The sequence below is a fragment of the Streptomyces sp. NPDC059582 genome (genome assembly GCF_042735715.1).
Taxonomy (GTDB): Bacteria; Actinomycetota; Actinomycetes; order Streptomycetales; family Streptomycetaceae; genus Streptomyces.
Map to the genome: position 1 here is coordinate 83,959 of NZ_JBHWCC010000035.1, position 16,252 is coordinate 100,210.

Annotated in this window: 11 protein-coding genes; 4 read left to right on the plus strand and 7 right to left on the minus strand. The window is 71.6% G+C overall.

Annotation, left to right across the window (positions count from 1 at the left end; genetic code table 11):
* Positions 1-238: 238 nt before the first annotated feature.
* The 4 genes from ACFV0T_RS27165 to ACFV0T_RS27180 all read right to left on the minus strand — a co-directional run bounded on the left by ACFV0T_RS27165 (position 239) and on the right by ACFV0T_RS27180 (position 5,542).
* Positions 239-1,102, minus strand: a complete 864-nt coding sequence (locus tag ACFV0T_RS27165) for an oxygenase MpaB family protein (RefSeq protein WP_385784273.1) — start codon at positions 1,100-1,102, stop codon at positions 239-241.
* A gap of 249 nt (positions 1,103-1,351) precedes the next feature.
* Entirely contained in the window at positions 1,352-3,358 is a 2,007-nt protein-coding gene (locus ACFV0T_RS27170) for an NAD-binding lipoprotein (protein ID WP_385784276.1), read from the minus strand.
* Positions 3,359-3,695: 337 nt separating this feature from the next.
* A complete protein-coding gene (locus ACFV0T_RS27175; protein WP_385784279.1) occupies positions 3,696-4,973 on the minus strand; it encodes a PP2C family protein-serine/threonine phosphatase in 1,278 nt (425 codons plus the stop codon).
* Between the two features lie 113 nt (positions 4,974-5,086).
* On the minus strand, positions 5,087-5,542 hold the full coding sequence (locus ACFV0T_RS27180) for a hypothetical protein (protein ID WP_385784282.1): 456 nt from the start codon (positions 5,540-5,542) through the stop codon (positions 5,087-5,089).
* Positions 5,543-5,916: 374 nt separating this feature from the next.
* Here ACFV0T_RS27180 and ACFV0T_RS27185 point away from each other — a divergent pair, with 374 nt between their 5' ends.
* Entirely contained in the window at positions 5,917-7,083 is a 1,167-nt protein-coding gene (locus ACFV0T_RS27185) for an alpha-lytic protease prodomain-containing protein (protein ID WP_385784285.1), read from the plus strand.
* 151 nt (positions 7,084-7,234) lie between these two features.
* On the opposite strand, the gene ACFV0T_RS27190 is transcribed toward ACFV0T_RS27185, so the two are convergent.
* The 3 genes from ACFV0T_RS27190 to ACFV0T_RS27200 form a co-directional block, all read right to left on the minus strand.
* A complete protein-coding gene (locus ACFV0T_RS27190) occupies positions 7,235-9,106 on the minus strand; it encodes a hypothetical protein (protein WP_385784288.1) in 1,872 nt (623 codons plus the stop codon).
* 100 nt (positions 9,107-9,206) lie between these two features.
* Entirely contained in the window at positions 9,207-9,536 is a 330-nt protein-coding gene (locus ACFV0T_RS27195; protein WP_385784291.1) for an antibiotic biosynthesis monooxygenase family protein, read from the minus strand.
* Between the two features lie 540 nt (positions 9,537-10,076).
* The gene (locus ACFV0T_RS27200) at positions 10,077-10,892 is read right to left on the minus strand and encodes a maleylpyruvate isomerase family mycothiol-dependent enzyme (protein ID WP_385784312.1); all 816 of its coding nucleotides are present in this window, start codon (positions 10,890-10,892) and stop codon (positions 10,077-10,079) included.
* Between the two features lie 341 nt (positions 10,893-11,233).
* Here ACFV0T_RS27200 and ACFV0T_RS27205 point away from each other — a divergent pair, with 341 nt between their 5' ends.
* The 3 genes from ACFV0T_RS27205 to ACFV0T_RS27215 are packed head-to-tail and all read left to right on the plus strand — an operon-like array spanning position 11,234 to position 16,201.
* The gene (locus ACFV0T_RS27205; protein WP_385784294.1) at positions 11,234-12,610 is read left to right on the plus strand and encodes a ricin-type beta-trefoil lectin domain protein; all 1,377 of its coding nucleotides are present in this window, start codon (positions 11,234-11,236) and stop codon (positions 12,608-12,610) included.
* Positions 12,611-12,647: 37 nt separating this feature from the next.
* Positions 12,648-14,882: an RICIN domain-containing protein gene (locus ACFV0T_RS27210; RefSeq protein WP_385784296.1), complete on the plus strand. Its 2,235-nt coding sequence runs from the start codon at positions 12,648-12,650 to the stop codon at positions 14,880-14,882.
* Between the two features lie 26 nt (positions 14,883-14,908).
* Positions 14,909-16,201 (plus strand): ThuA domain-containing protein, encoded by a 1,293-nt coding sequence (locus ACFV0T_RS27215; protein WP_385784299.1) that lies wholly within the window; start codon positions 14,909-14,911, stop codon positions 16,199-16,201.
* The last annotated feature ends 51 nt before the right edge of the window (positions 16,202-16,252 follow it).

Sequence of the window (16,252 nt, forward strand, 5' to 3'; positions counted from 1 at the left end):
CGCCACCACGGCCTCGCCCAGGTTCGCGGCATGTCTTCGCGGAGCCGGACCGTCGACGGCCTGGTCCACCGGGTCCGTGAGTACGTGGGACACGGCGCGCGGGCACCGCGCGATCTTCGGCCGGGAGCACCCACCGGCCACGCCGTGAGCGGTGGCCGGGCAAGGCCGGCCGGCGGATTCCGGCAGACCTCACGTCCCGCCGGCGCTGCTGTCCGGCGTTCTCGTGGGCGTCGCTCGGTCAACGGGCCGCGGCGCGGCGGGCCGCGCGTGCGACGGGCAGATAACGCAGACGCTCCGGCAGCAGCGGGACGACGGTACGTACGACGGCGCAGAATCGCCGCAGCACGCGTTCGTTCCGGGACGTCCAGGCCAGGCCGAGCTGTTCGCGGACGGCGGGCGGGAGCAAGCCGATCGTCACGAAGACATTCAGCCGTGCCAGGGCCGGGCGGAGCACCGGCCAGAGCCCGCGCAGCAGCGCGGGCGCGCCGGACGGGAGCGGGATCGGCCGGCGCGGATCGAGAAGCTCCGTCACGACGACCGTCTTCTCCAGCTCCTCACGGACCACGGTCTCGAAGTAGGGCCAGTAGGCCTCAGGGGTTCGCGGCATGTCCCGGCGGTTGATGCCGAGGATGTCGCCGAGCTGGAGCAACTCGTCGTAGAGGCGGCGCTCGTCGCGCTCGTCGAGCGGACCGGACAGATACCGCGCGGCCCGCAGCATGATCGGATAGGCGGTGGCGTGCACCCAGGCGTAGTGGGTGGGCGTCAGCGCGTGGTAGGCGCGGCCGCGGGTGTCGGTACCGCTGATGGTGCTGTGCAGCCGGCGAAGTCTGCGGCCCTCCTCGACCGCGCCCTCACCGCCGTAGACCCACAGTTGCAGGGACTCCAGGGAGCGCCGGGCCCGGCCCCAGGGGTCGGTACGGAACACCGAGTGGTCGTCCACGCCGGCTCCGACCGCGGGATGGGCGACCTGGAGGACCAGCGCGGCGGGCAGGGAGAGCAGGGTCCTCACGTCGCCGACCGTGTCCCAGAGGATGGAGCCCGGGGCGAACGGGACCGGTCCGGGCCGGGTGCCGAGGCCGCGCTTCTCGGACTTGGCGTCCATGTCACCACGCTCTCATGGGTCGCCGTGCGGCGGAATCGGTGCCGGTGCCGGTAGGTGGCCCCGTAGGCGACGACCAGTGAAGACGGTGATCAGCAAGGGCCCCGAACGCCGTCGCGCAGCGTACCAGCCGGGCGAAGGGTCCAAGGGGGCAGTCCCGCCGTCCCCTCCGGCCGGAGGGAGCCGCCCGCGGTGGCAATCCTCCCGTCCGTCGGCCGCCACGCCGTGTGCCCGGGGGCGATCGCGCCCGGGTCAGCCCAGCGGCACACCGGTCGGCGAGCCGCCGCCCTCGTGCTCCCGGCGCATCCCGGGCAGCCCGCTGTCCTGTCCGCCCGGGACGTCACGCCCGTCGGGGGTCGGGGTCAGGACGAGTACCTCGTCCTCGGCGCTCCACACGCGCCGTTCGGCCTTACGGGGACAGAGCCGGAAGCCGTCGCCACGGCGCGCGGTGTCCGGACCGTGCGCGCGGTAGCCGATCGCGCACTGGCCACGCTCCAGCGCCGCCGCCACGACCGTCGCGAAGGACGTCTCACTGCCGGGCAGCACGTAGTCGGCGGCCGGACGCAGGGCGAGCGCTCCGCCCCGGGCGACGAAGATCTCTTCGAACACCGCGGCCAACGCGGGATGGTGGGAGATCTGCGCCATCAGCAGACCGGTGAGCTCTCCCCGTACCACCGCGTCGGCCGCCGGACCCAAGGGGGCCAGAGCCCGGCTGCGGTGGTCGCACAGTTCGGCCAGCACCGGCAGCGGGCGGCCCGCCTCCTCCTCCAGCGACCGCAGCACCAACAGGGTGAGCAGGGCCCGGTCGTCGGGCAGCTCGGGACCGGCGCCCGCGTCCGGCCCCAGCACGATGACGCTGTCGTACCCGAACAGGTCGAGGGCGCGCAGCGCCTCGGGGCGCACCGGGTCGCCGGCGTGCCACACGACGTCGAGCGGCCCGGGGTCCGGGAGGCCGACGGACGGCGTCGGCGCGCAACCGGCACCGGCACCGGCACCGGCACCGGGCAGCACGTCGAGGACGGATCCGGGCCGGACGCTCCTGCGCAGGGTCTCGACGACCATCGGCGCACGGCGGTTCCAGCCCAGCAGCAGCATCCGTGACGGGCGGTCGGGCCGTGGTCCGGGGGCGGTGACGACCGCGGGGTCGACGTGCTTGCGGCAGTCGACGGGCGGGGGGACCGTGTCGTCGTGGGCCACGACGACCAGCCGGTCCGTGGGGCCGAGGACGGTCTCCGCCCCCGGAGTGAGCAGGGGCAGGCCGTCGGCCGACAGCAGACCGACGACGCAGGACTCCTCGAAGCGCAGCACGACCTCCTTGAAGGTCAGCCCGGCCAGGTCCGCCGCGTCGCGCACATGGAACTCGGCCCCGGCGAAGTCCAGGAGGTCGCGCAGCGCCGCAGGCAGCCCGGGTCGCCGAGCCGCCTGCACGAGCAGTCGCGCCGTGGTCAGATCGGTCTCCAGGACCGTGCCCCGGGGCCCGGCCGCCAGCCGCGCGGTGGGCAGATAGCGCGCGTCGCGCACCGCGGCCACCACCGTCGGCGCCGCGTGGGGGGCGACCAGCGTCCGCAGCGCCAGCAGCACCCGCAGGACCTGGAGGTCCGCGTCGGCGTCGTCGGTGGGCAGCACCAGCACCGAGCCGGCCGTCGTCGGCGCGACCAGCGCGAGGGCCCGGGGGTCCGTCGGGGCTCCCGTACGGCAGACCAGCCGGGCCCTGCCGGTGACGCTCAGCGAGGCCCTGAGCGCCTCTTCCATCTCGGCCGTGTCGCGGTCGGCGAGCACGGCGACCACGCCCCGCCCCCGGCCGGCCCGGGCGGCGATCAGTTCACAGACCACCGTGAACACCTGGTCCGACCAGCCGAGCACGACGGCGTGGTCCCGCTCCAGCACCGTCGAACGCCCCCGCCGCAGCTCCGTGAGCCGGTCCCCGAGGCCGGTGGTGATCACACCCACCAGGGTCGACACGCACAACAGTGCGATCGCGCCGAGCAGTACGGACAACAACATGCGCAGCGGCGCGCCCGTCACCCCGCCCAGCCGCAGAGTCTCCGCGCTGGTGCGCCACACGACGGTGAGCCGGCCCGACAAGGACCGCGGGGCGTCGGGGTCCGTCCACACCAGCAGGGCGCTGACGGGCACGACGATCGCCAGACAGCACACGGTCAGCCAGCCCAGCAGCGCGCCTGTGCTGCGGGCCAGTGTGCTGTCGAACAGGTAGCGTGCCCGGTCCCCCCACGACGTCAGCCGCTGCCGCCCTGCCACATCCGCCCCCTGCCGTCCGGTCCGCCTCACGGTCCCTGGAGTCGAAGGGTGCTGGGCCGACATCCGCGACACGCCGTGCCATCCGGGTCATTCATCCTTTCGGGCAGGCGAATTCAGCCTCACCCGGGAGGACTTGCCCGTCCGACCCGCCCACACGGACTCACCTACCTGTCGTACCGGTTCCGTCGGACGTGCGCACCGAAGTTGCCGTCCGCCTTGCGCCCGGAGTTGCCGTCCCCCTTACGCCCGGACTTGCCGTCCGCCTTGCGCCCGGGCCTGCCGTACCCCTTACGCCCGGGCCTGCCGTCCGCCCTGCGCCCGGACCTGCTCCCACCGGTCAAAGGCCTACGACCACAAGGGCGATGTCGTCGCGCGCCCCGTGGCTGACCCCCAGGTGGGCCAGCAGGGTGTCCGCGAGCTGTTCCGGGTCCAGCCCCGCGCAGTGCTGGGTGAGCGTGTCGGTCAGGCGGGTCAGACCGGTGTCGATGTCCTCGTCATGGCGCTCGATGAGACCGTCCGTATACATGACGAGGGTGGCCCCGGGGCGGTAGGCGGTGCCCGCCTGGGGGCGCGGAACGTGTTCGGGGCGGGCGCCGAGCGGCGGGTCGGTGGCCTGGTCGAGCAGCCCGCAGGAGCCGTCCGGCTGCATGAGCACCGGCGGGGGATGCCCGGCGCTGGAGTAGATGATCAGGCGGGACCGGGTGTCGACCAGCGCCGTCACCGCCGTGGCGGCCAGTGCTCCCTCCACGGAGCGGGCGTACAGCCCGAGCACCTCCAGGGCCTGTGCGGGCCCGGCGACCGCGCGGCTGGCCGCGGAGAGTGCGCTGCGGAGCATGCCCATGACGGTGGCGGCCTCCAGGCCGTGACCGACCACGTCACCGACCGCGACGGTGAACCGGCCGTTGGCCAGATCGACGGTGTCGTACCAGTCCCCGCACACGTTCAGCGAGCCGATGGCGGGCAGGTAGCGCACCGCGACGTCCCGGTGCCGGGTCAGGTCCGGGGAGTGGAGCATCGCCTCCTGCAAGGTGATGGCCACCTGCCGCTCACGGGCATGGGCGCGGCGCAGCTCCTCGTTGAGCCGTTGCAGCTCCTTGGCGCGGACGTACAGTTCGGCCTCCATGGCCTCCCGCTCGCTGGAGAAGCCGGTCGTCTGTCGGCCGCGCCGGCGTCGGGCCCGCACGAAGTCGGTCACGTCCTCCACCCGGTGGATGATCCACGACAGGCTCTCGTCCGGTCCGAACACGGGCGTGTTGACCGGTGACCACCAACGTTCCTCGAACTGCCCGGGCCGGGACACGAGGGGGATGTCGTAGCGTTGCGCCGCCATCGCGTCCGGCTGCCTCGTGGCCAGCACGCGCTCCAGCGAGACCGACAGGTTCCGCACGCCGTCCGCCTCCGGGTCGTCCGGGTTGGCCGGGAAGGCGTCGAACAGGTACTGGCCGATCAGGTCGTCGCGGGTGCGCAGGGTCGCCCGGCAGTACGCCTCGTTGACGCCGACGATCACCAGTTCCGGCGTGAGCACCAGGTACGGGCTCGGCGTGGCGGTGAACAGGGCGCGGTAATCGACCTCTTCCGTGACCCCCTCCGTGTTCTCCGGTGCCGGGATGTCCACTCCTCCAATTTACGAGTCATCGCCGACCTTCGCTTTACGAGTCGTCCCCGGGCCCCCGGCCACGGCGAGCCCTCCCCCGAGCGCCTCCACGCAGTGGGTGGATATATCGACTATCAATCGAATTCAATCGATAGTCGAGAGCCATCCTGTCTCTTCGTCGCCGCGCTCCGAGGCGGCGGCATCCAGAGTGGACGCTGCTCGCGATGGTCGAACGCGAGGCGATCTTCAGCTCCTCGGCCTTCCGGTGGGTCGGCACCCATCATCACCACCACCACCGCCGCCACCACCACCACCGCCACCGCCGCGGCCACGGCCGCCGCCACCGCCACCGCCGCCACCGCCACCAACACCGCGACCTGCCGGCCCTCGGGGTCACCGGACATCTGGCGCCGGCCTACACCCCCTCCCTCCGGCGAGGAGACGGAACCGATCAGCTCCCTGGCAGCGTCGACCGCGAGCGGCGGTGTGCAGGCGCTCGCGCCCTCCGGGGCGTCCGGCACTCGGCGCAGTACGTCCCCGGGCCGCCCGTCGAGGGTGCGGGAGATGGCGCCCAGGGCGGTGAACCGCACCGCCTTGGCGCGTCCGTTCTGGAGTGACGGCGCACGACGCGTCGGCGACACACCCGGCGGGTGAGCCCGAGCGGCCGCCGAGCCGAGCGCGGCCCGGCCCGGCCCGGCCCGGCCCGGCCCGGCCCGCGGGACGGGTCCACAGTCCGCCCCGCAGTAGAGATCCGTAGCGCGGTCCGCAGCGCGGATCCGTGGCGCGGCTCGCAGCCCGGACCCGCAGCGCGGTCCGCGGCCCTCAGCACACCGGAGAAATCCGCCCCGCATTGGCATGGACCTGACTTGCAGAGCGGACTAGGCTCTGCCGCGCCACAGATGAGAGCGCTCTCAAGCATCGGCTGTTCCACCCCCACTCACTGGAACGACGAAGGGCAACTCCCATGAGACGCACGAGGTTCAAGCACATCGGGCTGGCCGCACTCCTGACGCTGGCGGGTCTCGGCGGAGCCGGCACGCTCCCCGCCTCGGCCGCCACCCCCACGGCGGACTCCCGGGCCACCTCCCCTTACGCCTCCGCCGGGCTGCTCGACGCCATGCAGCAGCAGTTCGGGCTGTCCGAGGACCAGGCGCAGGCGCGGCTGACGGCCGAGCGGACCGCCGCCGGGCTCCAGTCCGAGGTGCGCCGCACGGCGGGTGACGCGTACGGAGGCTCCTGGTTCGACGCCGCCAGCGGTCGGCTGACCGTGGCCGTCACCTCGGACGCATCGCGGGCCGCTCGCAAGGAGATCCTCGCCGCGGGGGCCCGCGTCCGTACCGTCGAGCGCAGCGCTCGGCAGTTGGACGCCGCGAAGGCCCGAATCGACCGGCTCCCCGCCCCTTCGGGCGTGAGCAGTTGGCATGTCGATCCGGTGGCGAACACGGTCGTGGTGACCGTGGTCCGCGACAAGCGCGCTGACAACGATGTCCAGCGCTTCCTGTCGCAGGCCCGCAACGCCGGTCCGGTCACTGTCGAGTCCTCCGCCACAGCCCCCGGTACCTTCGCCGCGGGCACGGTCGGCGGCGACCCCTACTACACGGGCAACGTCCGCTGTTCCATCGGCTTCTCGGTCTACGGCGGCTTCGTCACCGCCGGCCACTGCGGTCGGCCCGGCGCGGGCGTCAGCGGCTGGGACGGGTCCTACATCGGCTCGTTCCAGGGTTCCTCGTTCCCCGACAACGACTACGCCTGGGTCAGCGTGGGCAGCGGCTGGTGGACGGTGCCCGTCGTGCTCGGCTGGGGCACGGTGCCCGACCAACTGGTGCGCGGCTCGGCCGAAGCCCCTGTGGGCGCCTCCATCTGCCGTTCGGGGTCGACCTCGCACTGGCACTGCGGCACGGTGCTGGCCAAGAACGAGACCGTCAACTACAGCCAGGGCGCGGTGCACCAGATGACGAAGACGAGCGTCTGCGCCGAACCCGGCGACTCCGGCGGCTCGTTCATCAGCGGCGACCAGGCACAGGGGGTCACTTCCGGCGGATGGGGCAACTGCTCCAGCGGCGGCGAGACGTGGTTCCAGCCGATCAACGAGATCCTCAACCGCTACGGGCTGACCCTGCACACCTACTGACCTGCGCGATCGCACCATGGGGTTCCGTGCCCACCACGGGCCGGAACCCCACCCGCGCGGCCGACCCGGCGCCCGGCGACGCACAGACCGGTGACCTGCCCGAACAGGACACCACCTGGGCGATCGGGGCTCCCTGTACGACTTGACGGGCTCACTGCCGCGCGCCGAGCAACCGCCAGGCCAGCGCGCGGAGTTCCTCGTCCGGGTGTCGGCCGGGTTCCTGGAGGATCCGTTCGGCGAGCAGGCGCAGCGGGGAGAAGGCGAAGGAACGCAGGGCGGGACGGAGTTCCTCGGGGACCTGGCCGATGGCGGCCAGCGCCTTCAGTGCCCCGAGGCCGACCGGGCTGGGACCGACCAGCTCGACGAGGACGGGCACGGCGCGGTCCGGCGATCCGGTGATGCTGTGGTGCGCCTCGGCGGCCGCCAGCCGAGTCCAGTCGTAGCGGGCCGTCAGCAGGGGCTCGATGCGCGGCAGCAGCGGAGCGGCGGCGCCGCCGAGCGGCTGGAGACCGCTCAGGTGCCAGTGTGTCGGGCCCTTGGCCGAGAGCAGGTCCTCGAAGATACGCAGCGCCGGGCCGGCGTCGCCGGTCAGCCGATAGTGGGCCACCGCCGCCGCGCCGCGGAGGGCGGGGTCGGTACTGCCCACCGACTCCTCCAGCAGGGCGGCGATCTGCGGTGTCAGTACGCCGTTGAGCCCGAGCCGGCGGGCGGCGACGACGGCCGCGCTGCGGGTCCGCAGGCAGTCGACCAGTTCGGCCTCGGCCTGGCGGGCGGCTGTACCGAACGGTGCCAGGGCCTCGACCAGGGCGATGCCGTCGTTCCCGGTCGCGCCCGCCGCCAACTCACGGCGGATCACGGGTATCAGCCGGTCGGCCGCTTCCGGGAAGGACCAGGCCGCCGCTCTGAGCGTCCGGGCATCGGGGCGGCGCGACGCCAGCTCCAGGGAGCGAGGGTCGCGGGAGCGCACCAGGGCGAGGAGCGCGGGCTCGGCGCTCTCCCCGTCGGTGACGGCGTAGCGGTACAGCGTGTCCCGCAGATCGGCGCCCGGCTCCGGCAGGTGTTCGATCCAGGTGCCGATGGTGCGGAGGATGTGGGCGACGCCGCGGGCGCCCCTCTGCTCGGGCAGTGCGGCGAACAGGAGATCCAGGACCTCGGGCTCCCGGTCGCGCCAGGTCTCGGCGATCTCCTGGGCCAGCCAGGATCCGCGCGAGCCCAGGTCGCCCGCCGCGATCCAGCGGGCGGCCACCGTGAGAGCGGCGTCCGGATCCTGGGTGAGCAGGTGGGTGAGGTGGACGTCGGGGGTGGCGGTGCCCGCCCAGGGGAAGTTGTCGTCTCCGGGGTCGGGGTCGGCGCCGTCGTCGGCGAGGATCTCCACCAGCTCGGCCGGGTACGGCGGCCCGGACGCCTCGGCGGCGAGCACGGCGGCCGCCAGTCTGACTTCGGCCAGCGGACTGTCCAGTGGCAGGGGCTCTTGGCCGAACCGGGCCAGGACGACCACGGCGTCCGCCCGCACCGCCGCGACCGGATCGGTGGCGTAGACCTCGTCGACCCGGGCCAGGGCGAGGGTCCGGAGCTCGGCCGGGAGGAACTCGGCCACGGCCGCGACCACCCGGAGGGCCGCCCGGCGCACCACGCGCTCGTCGTCATCGAGGCACGGCAGCAGCTCCGGGAGCACCCGGCAGAGCTCGGCGCACACCGCGGCGACCGAACTACCCGGCCAGTGCGGCGAGTCGACGTCGTCGGGGTCGTGGTCGGCGAGGACGGCGAGCAGCATCAGCAACTCGTCGCGCTTGCCCGGGGCATGCCGGACGGCGTGCGCGAGGAAGGGGACGGCGGGCGCCGAGGCCGGGTAGATCGTGCCCTGGTGGTGGATGTTGCCGTAGAGCTCGTAGACGGCCCCGCAGACCGTCTCCTCGTCCTCGTCGTACAGCGCCCTGATCAGATCGGGTACGTCCTCGGCGGGACCGTAGGCATGCGTCAGGGCGTGCCACTGGACGCTGTCCAGTTCGGCCGGAGGTCTCATGGTCGGCGCTCCTCAGCTGATCAGGTGCGCCGACCCTATCGATCACCACTGACAACCGCGCCGCCGCGGGAAGCGCGGCCCGCGGCGAGCGCGGCCTGTTCTAGTCCGTCTTCGGCGCGGCCTGCTGTACGACCTCGAAGGACCACAGCGTGGACCCGCTCGCGGCCGGCTTGGGGCGCTCGCCGCTCTCCGCGGCACCACCCTGGTGGGCCGCCTTCATCGGCCCCTCCATCCAGGCCTGGAAGGACTCCTCGTCCCGCCACCGCGTGTAGACGAGGTAGCTGTCGGTGCCCTCGACGGGGCGCAGGAGTTCGAACCACTCGAACCCGTCGGAGCTCTCCACGGTGTGCGCGCGGGAGGCGAAGCGCTTCTCCAGCGTTTCCCGCTGCTCGCCCGGAACGGTCAGTACGTTGATCTTCACGACGCTCATGGCCCCATCCTGCCGCACGGCGTCCGTCGGGCGGCCGGCGGCTCGCACGGCATCCGTCGGGCGGCCGGCGGCTCGCACGGCGCCGACGTCGGGCCCCTCAGGTCGAGTCGGTGTTGCCGGCCGTCGCTCCGCCCCCGGTGGCGACGCCGCCCGCTCGGCTCGGGACGGCGAAGGGGGGCGTGTCCGGGCTGCAGGTGGTTCCGGCCGGCGGGAGGGTGCTGGGTCTGGGTGTGGCTATGGGTATGGGTATGAGCATGCCCTGCCCCTGTTCCTGACTGAACGCGTGATCACGCTCGTGACCCGGTTGTCGACACGTATACGCACGCATGCACGTCGACGACACCGCGGTCGACAGGGCTCCCCGGCCGTCCGCGGCCGACGGGGGGCGGCCCTCACTCACTGACCGTCGTCGCGCCTTCCTTGCAGGACGGCCAGGCCCGAATCCTGTGGCGCACCGGTGAAAGGGAACAACGGACCGCTGTTCCATTGCCCGGCCGGCCGCGGCACGGCAGGGCCCCGGTTCCACGCGGCCTCGTCCGCTCAGGGCGCCGTGAACAGCCCCGGAAAGCGCGGCGCCAGCCACGGCTTGCGGCCCCAGACGAGGATCCGGCCCCGGGCGATGGCGCTCACCTGGTCACAGCGACCGAGTGCCATCAGCAGGAAGGTGACCGGCTCGATGAAGATGGTGCAGTCCGGGCGGGGCGGCAGCTGCGAGGTGACGGACACCTCGCCGCCGGACAACGTCACGCCGAACCGGGCACCGCCCCACAGCCGGACGGCATAGCGGGCCGTCAGTCCGGACGTGCGGACGGGGTCGGTCACCCGGGGCATGACCATGGTCATGAACGGCAGCGTCAGCTCGACCCGGGCGCGGTCGATCATGTGGGGGCGCCCCAGCGCGCGGGCGAGGTCGTAACCGTGGCCGAGCATGTGGGTGAGGAGGTAGGACCCGAGAACGCCCCGGCTCATCGTGCCCAGCGGGGTGACGACGGTCTCGTCCGTGGCACCTTCTTCCAGCGCCTTCAGGTAGGCGTCGGCCTGGGCCACGATCATCGCGGCGAGCGGACCGGCCGCGCGCTCGTCGAACTCGGCGAGCGCGCGCTCGTTGGCCGCGGCGAGGCTCCCCGGCGTGCCGTCCCCGTGACCGCGCGGGCGTCCGGCGGCGATCTCGGCCATCAGTTCGTTGGCCTGCGCCAGATGCGCCGCCGCTTCCCCGACGTTCCACTCCGAGCCGGGTACCGCACGCTCCATGTCGGCGCCCCGGCGCAACAGCGCGGCGATCTCGTCGGCGGTTTCACGAATGGCCGTACCGAGCCCCTGGGGCAGAGCACCCCGTACGTCCTCCTGCCCAGCCACTGCTTCCACGCCGTTCCCATCCTCGCTCTTGTGCTGTGCCGTGCCGTGCGGATCGCGTGTGCGGTCGAGTGACGAACGCATGTTCCGGATCACCGGGAGTAGAGCAGGTGGCGGAGGCCACGGCAAGACGCTGAACAGGGACGCCACCCCTTCGCCACCCTTCGCGCCTTCAACTCCTCGTGAAAGCAACCCAATTCACGGCCTCCTTTGCTTCATCTCTTGACGACTTTGGTGCAGACCTTTAGGTTCCCGATCGCCACGGTTCCATGAATGCACTCACCGTTCATGTACGTGAACACTCCCCCACCATCAGCCTCGGACGAAAGGCTGTGATCCCCCTGATGACCAGACCTTCCCTCGCGCGTTCCGCCGTGTTGCGCGGAACCCTCACGACCGCACTGCTCGCCCTCTCGGCGGGTGCCCTGAGCGCCGTCCCCGCCTCCGCCGCCACGGGCACGATCACCGGCCTCGCCGGCAAGTGCCTCGACGTGGCCGGCGCGAGCTCCGCCAACGGCACGGCCGTACAGCTCTACGACTGCAACGGCACCGCCGCCCAACAGTGGACGGTCGGTACCGACGGCACGATCCGGGCCCTCGGCAAGTGCCTCGACGTCACCGGCAATTCGACCGCGAACGGGGCCAAGCTCCAGCTGTGGGACTGCTCCGGCGGCGCCAACCAGAAGTGGACGGTCTCCGCCGCCCGCGACCTCGTCAACCCACAGGCCGACAAGTGCGCCGACGTCACCGGCAACACCTCGGCGAACGCCACCCCCATCCAGATCTGGACCTGCACCGGCGCCGCCAACCAGAAGTGGACCGCCCCCACCGGCGGCAACCCGACACCGACCGGGCCGATGGCCGTCGCCCCGTACCTCTACAACGGCTGGGGCGCCCCGCCGAGCCCCACCACCGTCATGAACGCCACCGGCGTCAAATGGTTCACGCTCGCCTTCGTGCTCAGCAACGGCTACTGCAACCCGCAGTGGGACGGCGGCCGTCCGCTGACCGGCGGTGTCGACCAGCAGACGGTCAACACCGTGCGGGCGAACGGCGGTGACATCATCCCGTCGTTCGGCGGCTACAGCGGCAACAAGCTGGAGAGTTCCTGTTCGAGCGCCGGGGAGCTGGCGACCGCGTACCAGAAGGTCATCAACGCCTACGCGCTCAAGGCGATCGACATCGACATCGAGGCCGACGCGTACAGCAACCCGACGGTGCAGCAGCGCACCGTGGACGCGCTCAAGACGGTCAAGGCCAACAACCCGGGCATCAAGGTGTACGTCACCATAGGCACCGGGACGAACGGCCCCGACACGAGCCTGATCAACCGCGCCGCGGCGTCCGGCCTGAGCGTGGACAGCTGGACGATCATGCCGTTCGACTTCGGCGGCGCGGGCCAGAACATGGGCACGCTCACCCTGCGGGCCGCGGAGGGCCTCAAGACGGCGCTGAAGAACGCCTACGGCTACAGCGACGACCAGGCGTACCGGGGCATGGGCATCTCCTCCATGAACGGCATCACCGACCAGAACGAGACGGTCACCGTGGCCGACTTCCGGACCATCCTCGGTTACGCGCAACAGCACCACCTGGCACGGCTGACGTTCTGGTCGGTCAACCGTGACCGCCCCTGCACGGGAGGCGTGGCCGACTCCTGCTCCGGAGTGGGCCAGCAGAACTGGGACTTCACGCGCGTCTTCGCGCAGTACACCGGCTGACCTTCCCCCAACCCCCCACCAGCGCAGGAGAATCCCCATGTCCCGATTCCCAGGACAGTCCGGCAGACATCGGATACCCAAAGCACTGACCGCGTTCGCCCTCGTGGCGAGCACGGCGTCCGGCGTGGCGTTCGCCGCGCAGGCCGACGCGGTTCCGCAGGCCTGGGCGGCCGCCCAGGCCGCCGCGCTGCCCACCGGCTGGGCCACCGTCGTCAACGCGGGCAGCGGCAAGTGCGTCGACGCCCGAGCCGCCGCGACGGCGAACGGCACCGCGGTCCAGCAGTACGCGTGCAACAGCAGCCAGGCCCAGCAGTGGCAGTTCGCGGCCACGTCCGGCGGATACGCGCAGGTCGACAACCGGGCCGACGCCACCAAGGCCTGGGACGTCACCGACGTGTCGACGGCGGACAGCGCCCTGGTGCAGCTGTGGACGTACAGCGGCGGCACCAACCAGCAGTGGCAGGCCGTGGCGCAGGCCGACGGCGCGTACCACTTCGTCAACCGCAACAGCGGCAAGTGCCTCGACGTGCCGAGCGCCTCGACCGCGGACAGCGTGCAGCTCCAGCAGTACACGTGCAACGGCACGGCCGCCCAGTCCTTCCGCGTCAACCCCGTCGACGCGACGCCGCCGCCCGGGACCCCGGACCTCGGCCCGAACGTCACCGTCTTCGATCCGTCGACGCCCGCCGCGACGATCCAGAGCAGTCTCAACGCGGCCTTCTCCCAGCAGGAGACCAACCAGTTCGGCACCGCCCGCAAGGCCTTCCTGTTCAAGCCGGGCACCTACGACGCCAACGCCAACGTCGGCTTCTACACGCAGGTCGCGGGCCTCGGCCTCTCCCCCGACGACGTCACCATCCGCGGCTCGGTGCACGCCGAGGCCGACTGGTTCCAGGGCAACGCCACCCAGAACTTCTGGCGGTCGGCGGAGAACCTGTCCGTGACCCCGACCAACGGTTCGGACCGCTGGGCCGTGTCGCAGGCGGCTCCGTACCGGCGCATGCACCTGCGCGGCAACCTCGCCCTGGACGACGGTGGTTGGTCCAGCGGCGGCTACATGGCCGACACGAAGATCGACGGTCAGGTCAACTCGGGTTCGCAGCAGCAGTGGCTGTCGCGCAACACCGAGTGGGGCAGCTGGACCGGTTCCAACTGGAACATGGTCTTCGTGGGCTCCAAGAACGCTCCGGCGAACAGCTTCCCGAGCCCGCCGTACACCACGGTGGCCCAGGCGCCGGTCACCCGTGAGAAGCCCTTCCTCTACGTCGACTCGGCGGGCGCCTGGAAGGTGTTCGTACCCGCCGTGCGGACCAACACCAGCGGCACCACGTGGAGCGCCGGCACTCCCGCGGGCGCTTCCCTGCCCCTCTCGGACTTCTTCGTCGTCAAGCCCGGTGCGACGGCGGCGCAGATGAACGACGCGCTCGCCCAGGGCAAGAACCTCCTGGTGACGCCCGGGGTCTACCACCTCGACCAGACACTGAAGGTCACCAGGGCCGACACCGTCGTCCTGGGCCTGGGTCTCGCCACGCTCATCCCCGACAACGGGATCACCGCGATGACCGTCGCCGACGTGGACGGCGTCCAGCTCGCCGGCCTGCTCATCGACGCCGGGACCACCAACTCCGCGCAGCTCATGGAGATGGGGCCGAGCGGTTCGGCCGCCGACCACAGCGCCGACCCCAGCTCGCTGCACGACGTGTTCTTCCGCATCGGCGGCGCGGGCGTCGGCAGGGCCACCACCAGCCTGACGATCAACAGCGACGACGTCATCGGCGACCATCTGTGGCTGTGGCGCGCCGACCATGGCAACGGTGTGGGCTGGACCAGCAACACCGCCGACACCGGACTCGTCGTCAACGGTGACGACGTGACGATGTACGGCCTGTTCGTCGAGCACTACCAGAAGTACCAGACCCTCTGGAACGGCAACGGCGGCCGCACGTACTTCTACCAGAACGAGATGCCCTACGACCCGCCCAACCAGGCTGCCTGGATGAACGGTTCGACACAGGGCTACGCGGCCTACAAGGTGGCGAACTCCGTGACCAGCCATCAGGTGTACGGCTTCGGCAGCTACTGCTACTTCAACGTCAACCCCGGTGTCGCCGCCGAGCACGCCATCGAGGCACCGAACACCGCGAACGTGAAGTTCAGGGACATGGTGACGGTCTCGCTCGGCGGCACGGGCACGATCCGGCACGTCGTCAACGACCGGGGCGGCCCGTCCAACTCCGCCACCAACGTCGCCAACCTCGTCAGCTACCCGTGATCCGCGCGGAGAGGATGGATCAGCCGATGTACACGAACCGATCCGGTACGGCGCGCGCGGCCCTGCGGGTCTTCCTGCTGCTGGCCACGCTGCTCACCCTGGCCGCACCGCCCGCCGCCCGGGCGAGCTCGGCGGCGGCGCCGTTCAAGGTGCTGGCGCTCTACAGCGGCACCTGGGACGCGGCGCACATCGACTTCGACAAGGAGGCCAACGACTGGTTCCCGCGGCAGGCCGCGGCGAACGGCTTCACCTACACGGCCAGCACCAACTGGGACCTGCTCAGCAACGGCGGCGTCAACGCCTACCAGGTCGTCCTGTTCCTGGACGACCTGCCGCAGACGTCGGCCCAGCGGAGCGGCTTCGAGGCCTACATGCGGGGCGGCGGGGCCTGGATGGGTTTCCATGTGTCGGCCTTCACGACCGATGCGGCGGAGTGGCCCTGGTATCACAACCAGTTCCTCGGCAGCGGCAACTTCCGGTCGAACACCTGGGGTCCGACGACCGCGGTCCTGAAGGTCGAGGACCGTACGCAACCCGCCACCAAGAACCTGCCGGCCACGTTCACCTCGGCGGTCAGCGAGTGGTACAGCTGGTCCAACGACCTGCGGCAGAACCCCGACATCAAGATCCTGGCCTCCGTCGACCCCAGCAGTTTCCCGCTGGGCACGGATCCCAACCAGACCTGGTACAGCGGCTACTACCCGATCCTGTGGACCAACACGAAGTACAAGATGCTGTACGCGAACTTCGGCCACAACGCGATGAACTACACGACGAACACGCGGCTGTCGTCGACGTTCGCGAGTGAGACCCAGAACCGATTCCTGCTGGACGGGCTGAAGTGGCTGGGCGGGGCGGACAACACGACCCCGCCGACGGACTCGATCTCCGAGACCGCCTGGTACTCGCTGACCAACGCCGGCAACGGCACCTGTGTGGACGCGCGTTCGGCCGCGACGGCGAACGGGACCGCGATCCAGCAGTACGCCTGCAACGGCACACAGGCACAGCAGTTCCAGTTCCGCTCGACCGACAGCGGCTACCGGCAGGCCGGGATCCGCGGCAACCCGCAACAGGTCATCGACGTCACCAACGTCTCGACCGCCGACAACGCGCCGCTGCAACTGTGGAGTTACGGCGGTGGGCAGAACCAGCAGTGGCTGCCCGTCAAGGAGAGCACCGGGCGCTACCACTTCACCGCCCGGCACAGCGGCAAGTGCCTGACCGCCGCGAGCGCCGCGACGAACAGCGTGCAGCTCACCCAGCGCACCTGCGACGGCTCGTCCGCGCAGAGCTTCACGCTCACCGCACAGCCCTGACCGGTCGTCAGCACGACGGTGCCCCCGCCGCAGGTCACGCGGCGGGGGCAC

What these genes read in the sequence shown, in the direction of transcription:
- ACFV0T_RS27165 (WP_385784273.1), bottom strand. Translation starts at nt 1,102, where the DNA reads ATGGACGCCAAGTCCGAGAAGCGCGGCCTCGGCACCCGGCCCGGACCG.
- ACFV0T_RS27185 (WP_385784285.1), top strand. Translation starts at nt 5,917, where the DNA reads ATGAGACGCACGAGGTTCAAGCACATCGGGCTGGCCGCACTCCTGACG.
- ACFV0T_RS27190 (WP_385784288.1), bottom strand. Translation starts at nt 9,106, where the DNA reads ATGAGACCTCCGGCCGAACTGGACAGCGTCCAGTGGCACGCCCTGACG.
- ACFV0T_RS27195 (WP_385784291.1), bottom strand. Translation starts at nt 9,536, where the DNA reads ATGAGCGTCGTGAAGATCAACGTACTGACCGTTCCGGGCGAGCAGCGG.
- ACFV0T_RS27205 (WP_385784294.1), top strand. Translation starts at nt 11,234, where the DNA reads ATGACCAGACCTTCCCTCGCGCGTTCCGCCGTGTTGCGCGGAACCCTC.
- ACFV0T_RS27210 (WP_385784296.1), top strand. Translation starts at nt 12,648, where the DNA reads ATGTCCCGATTCCCAGGACAGTCCGGCAGACATCGGATACCCAAAGCA.
- ACFV0T_RS27215 (WP_385784299.1), top strand. Translation starts at nt 14,909, where the DNA reads ATGTACACGAACCGATCCGGTACGGCGCGCGCGGCCCTGCGGGTCTTC.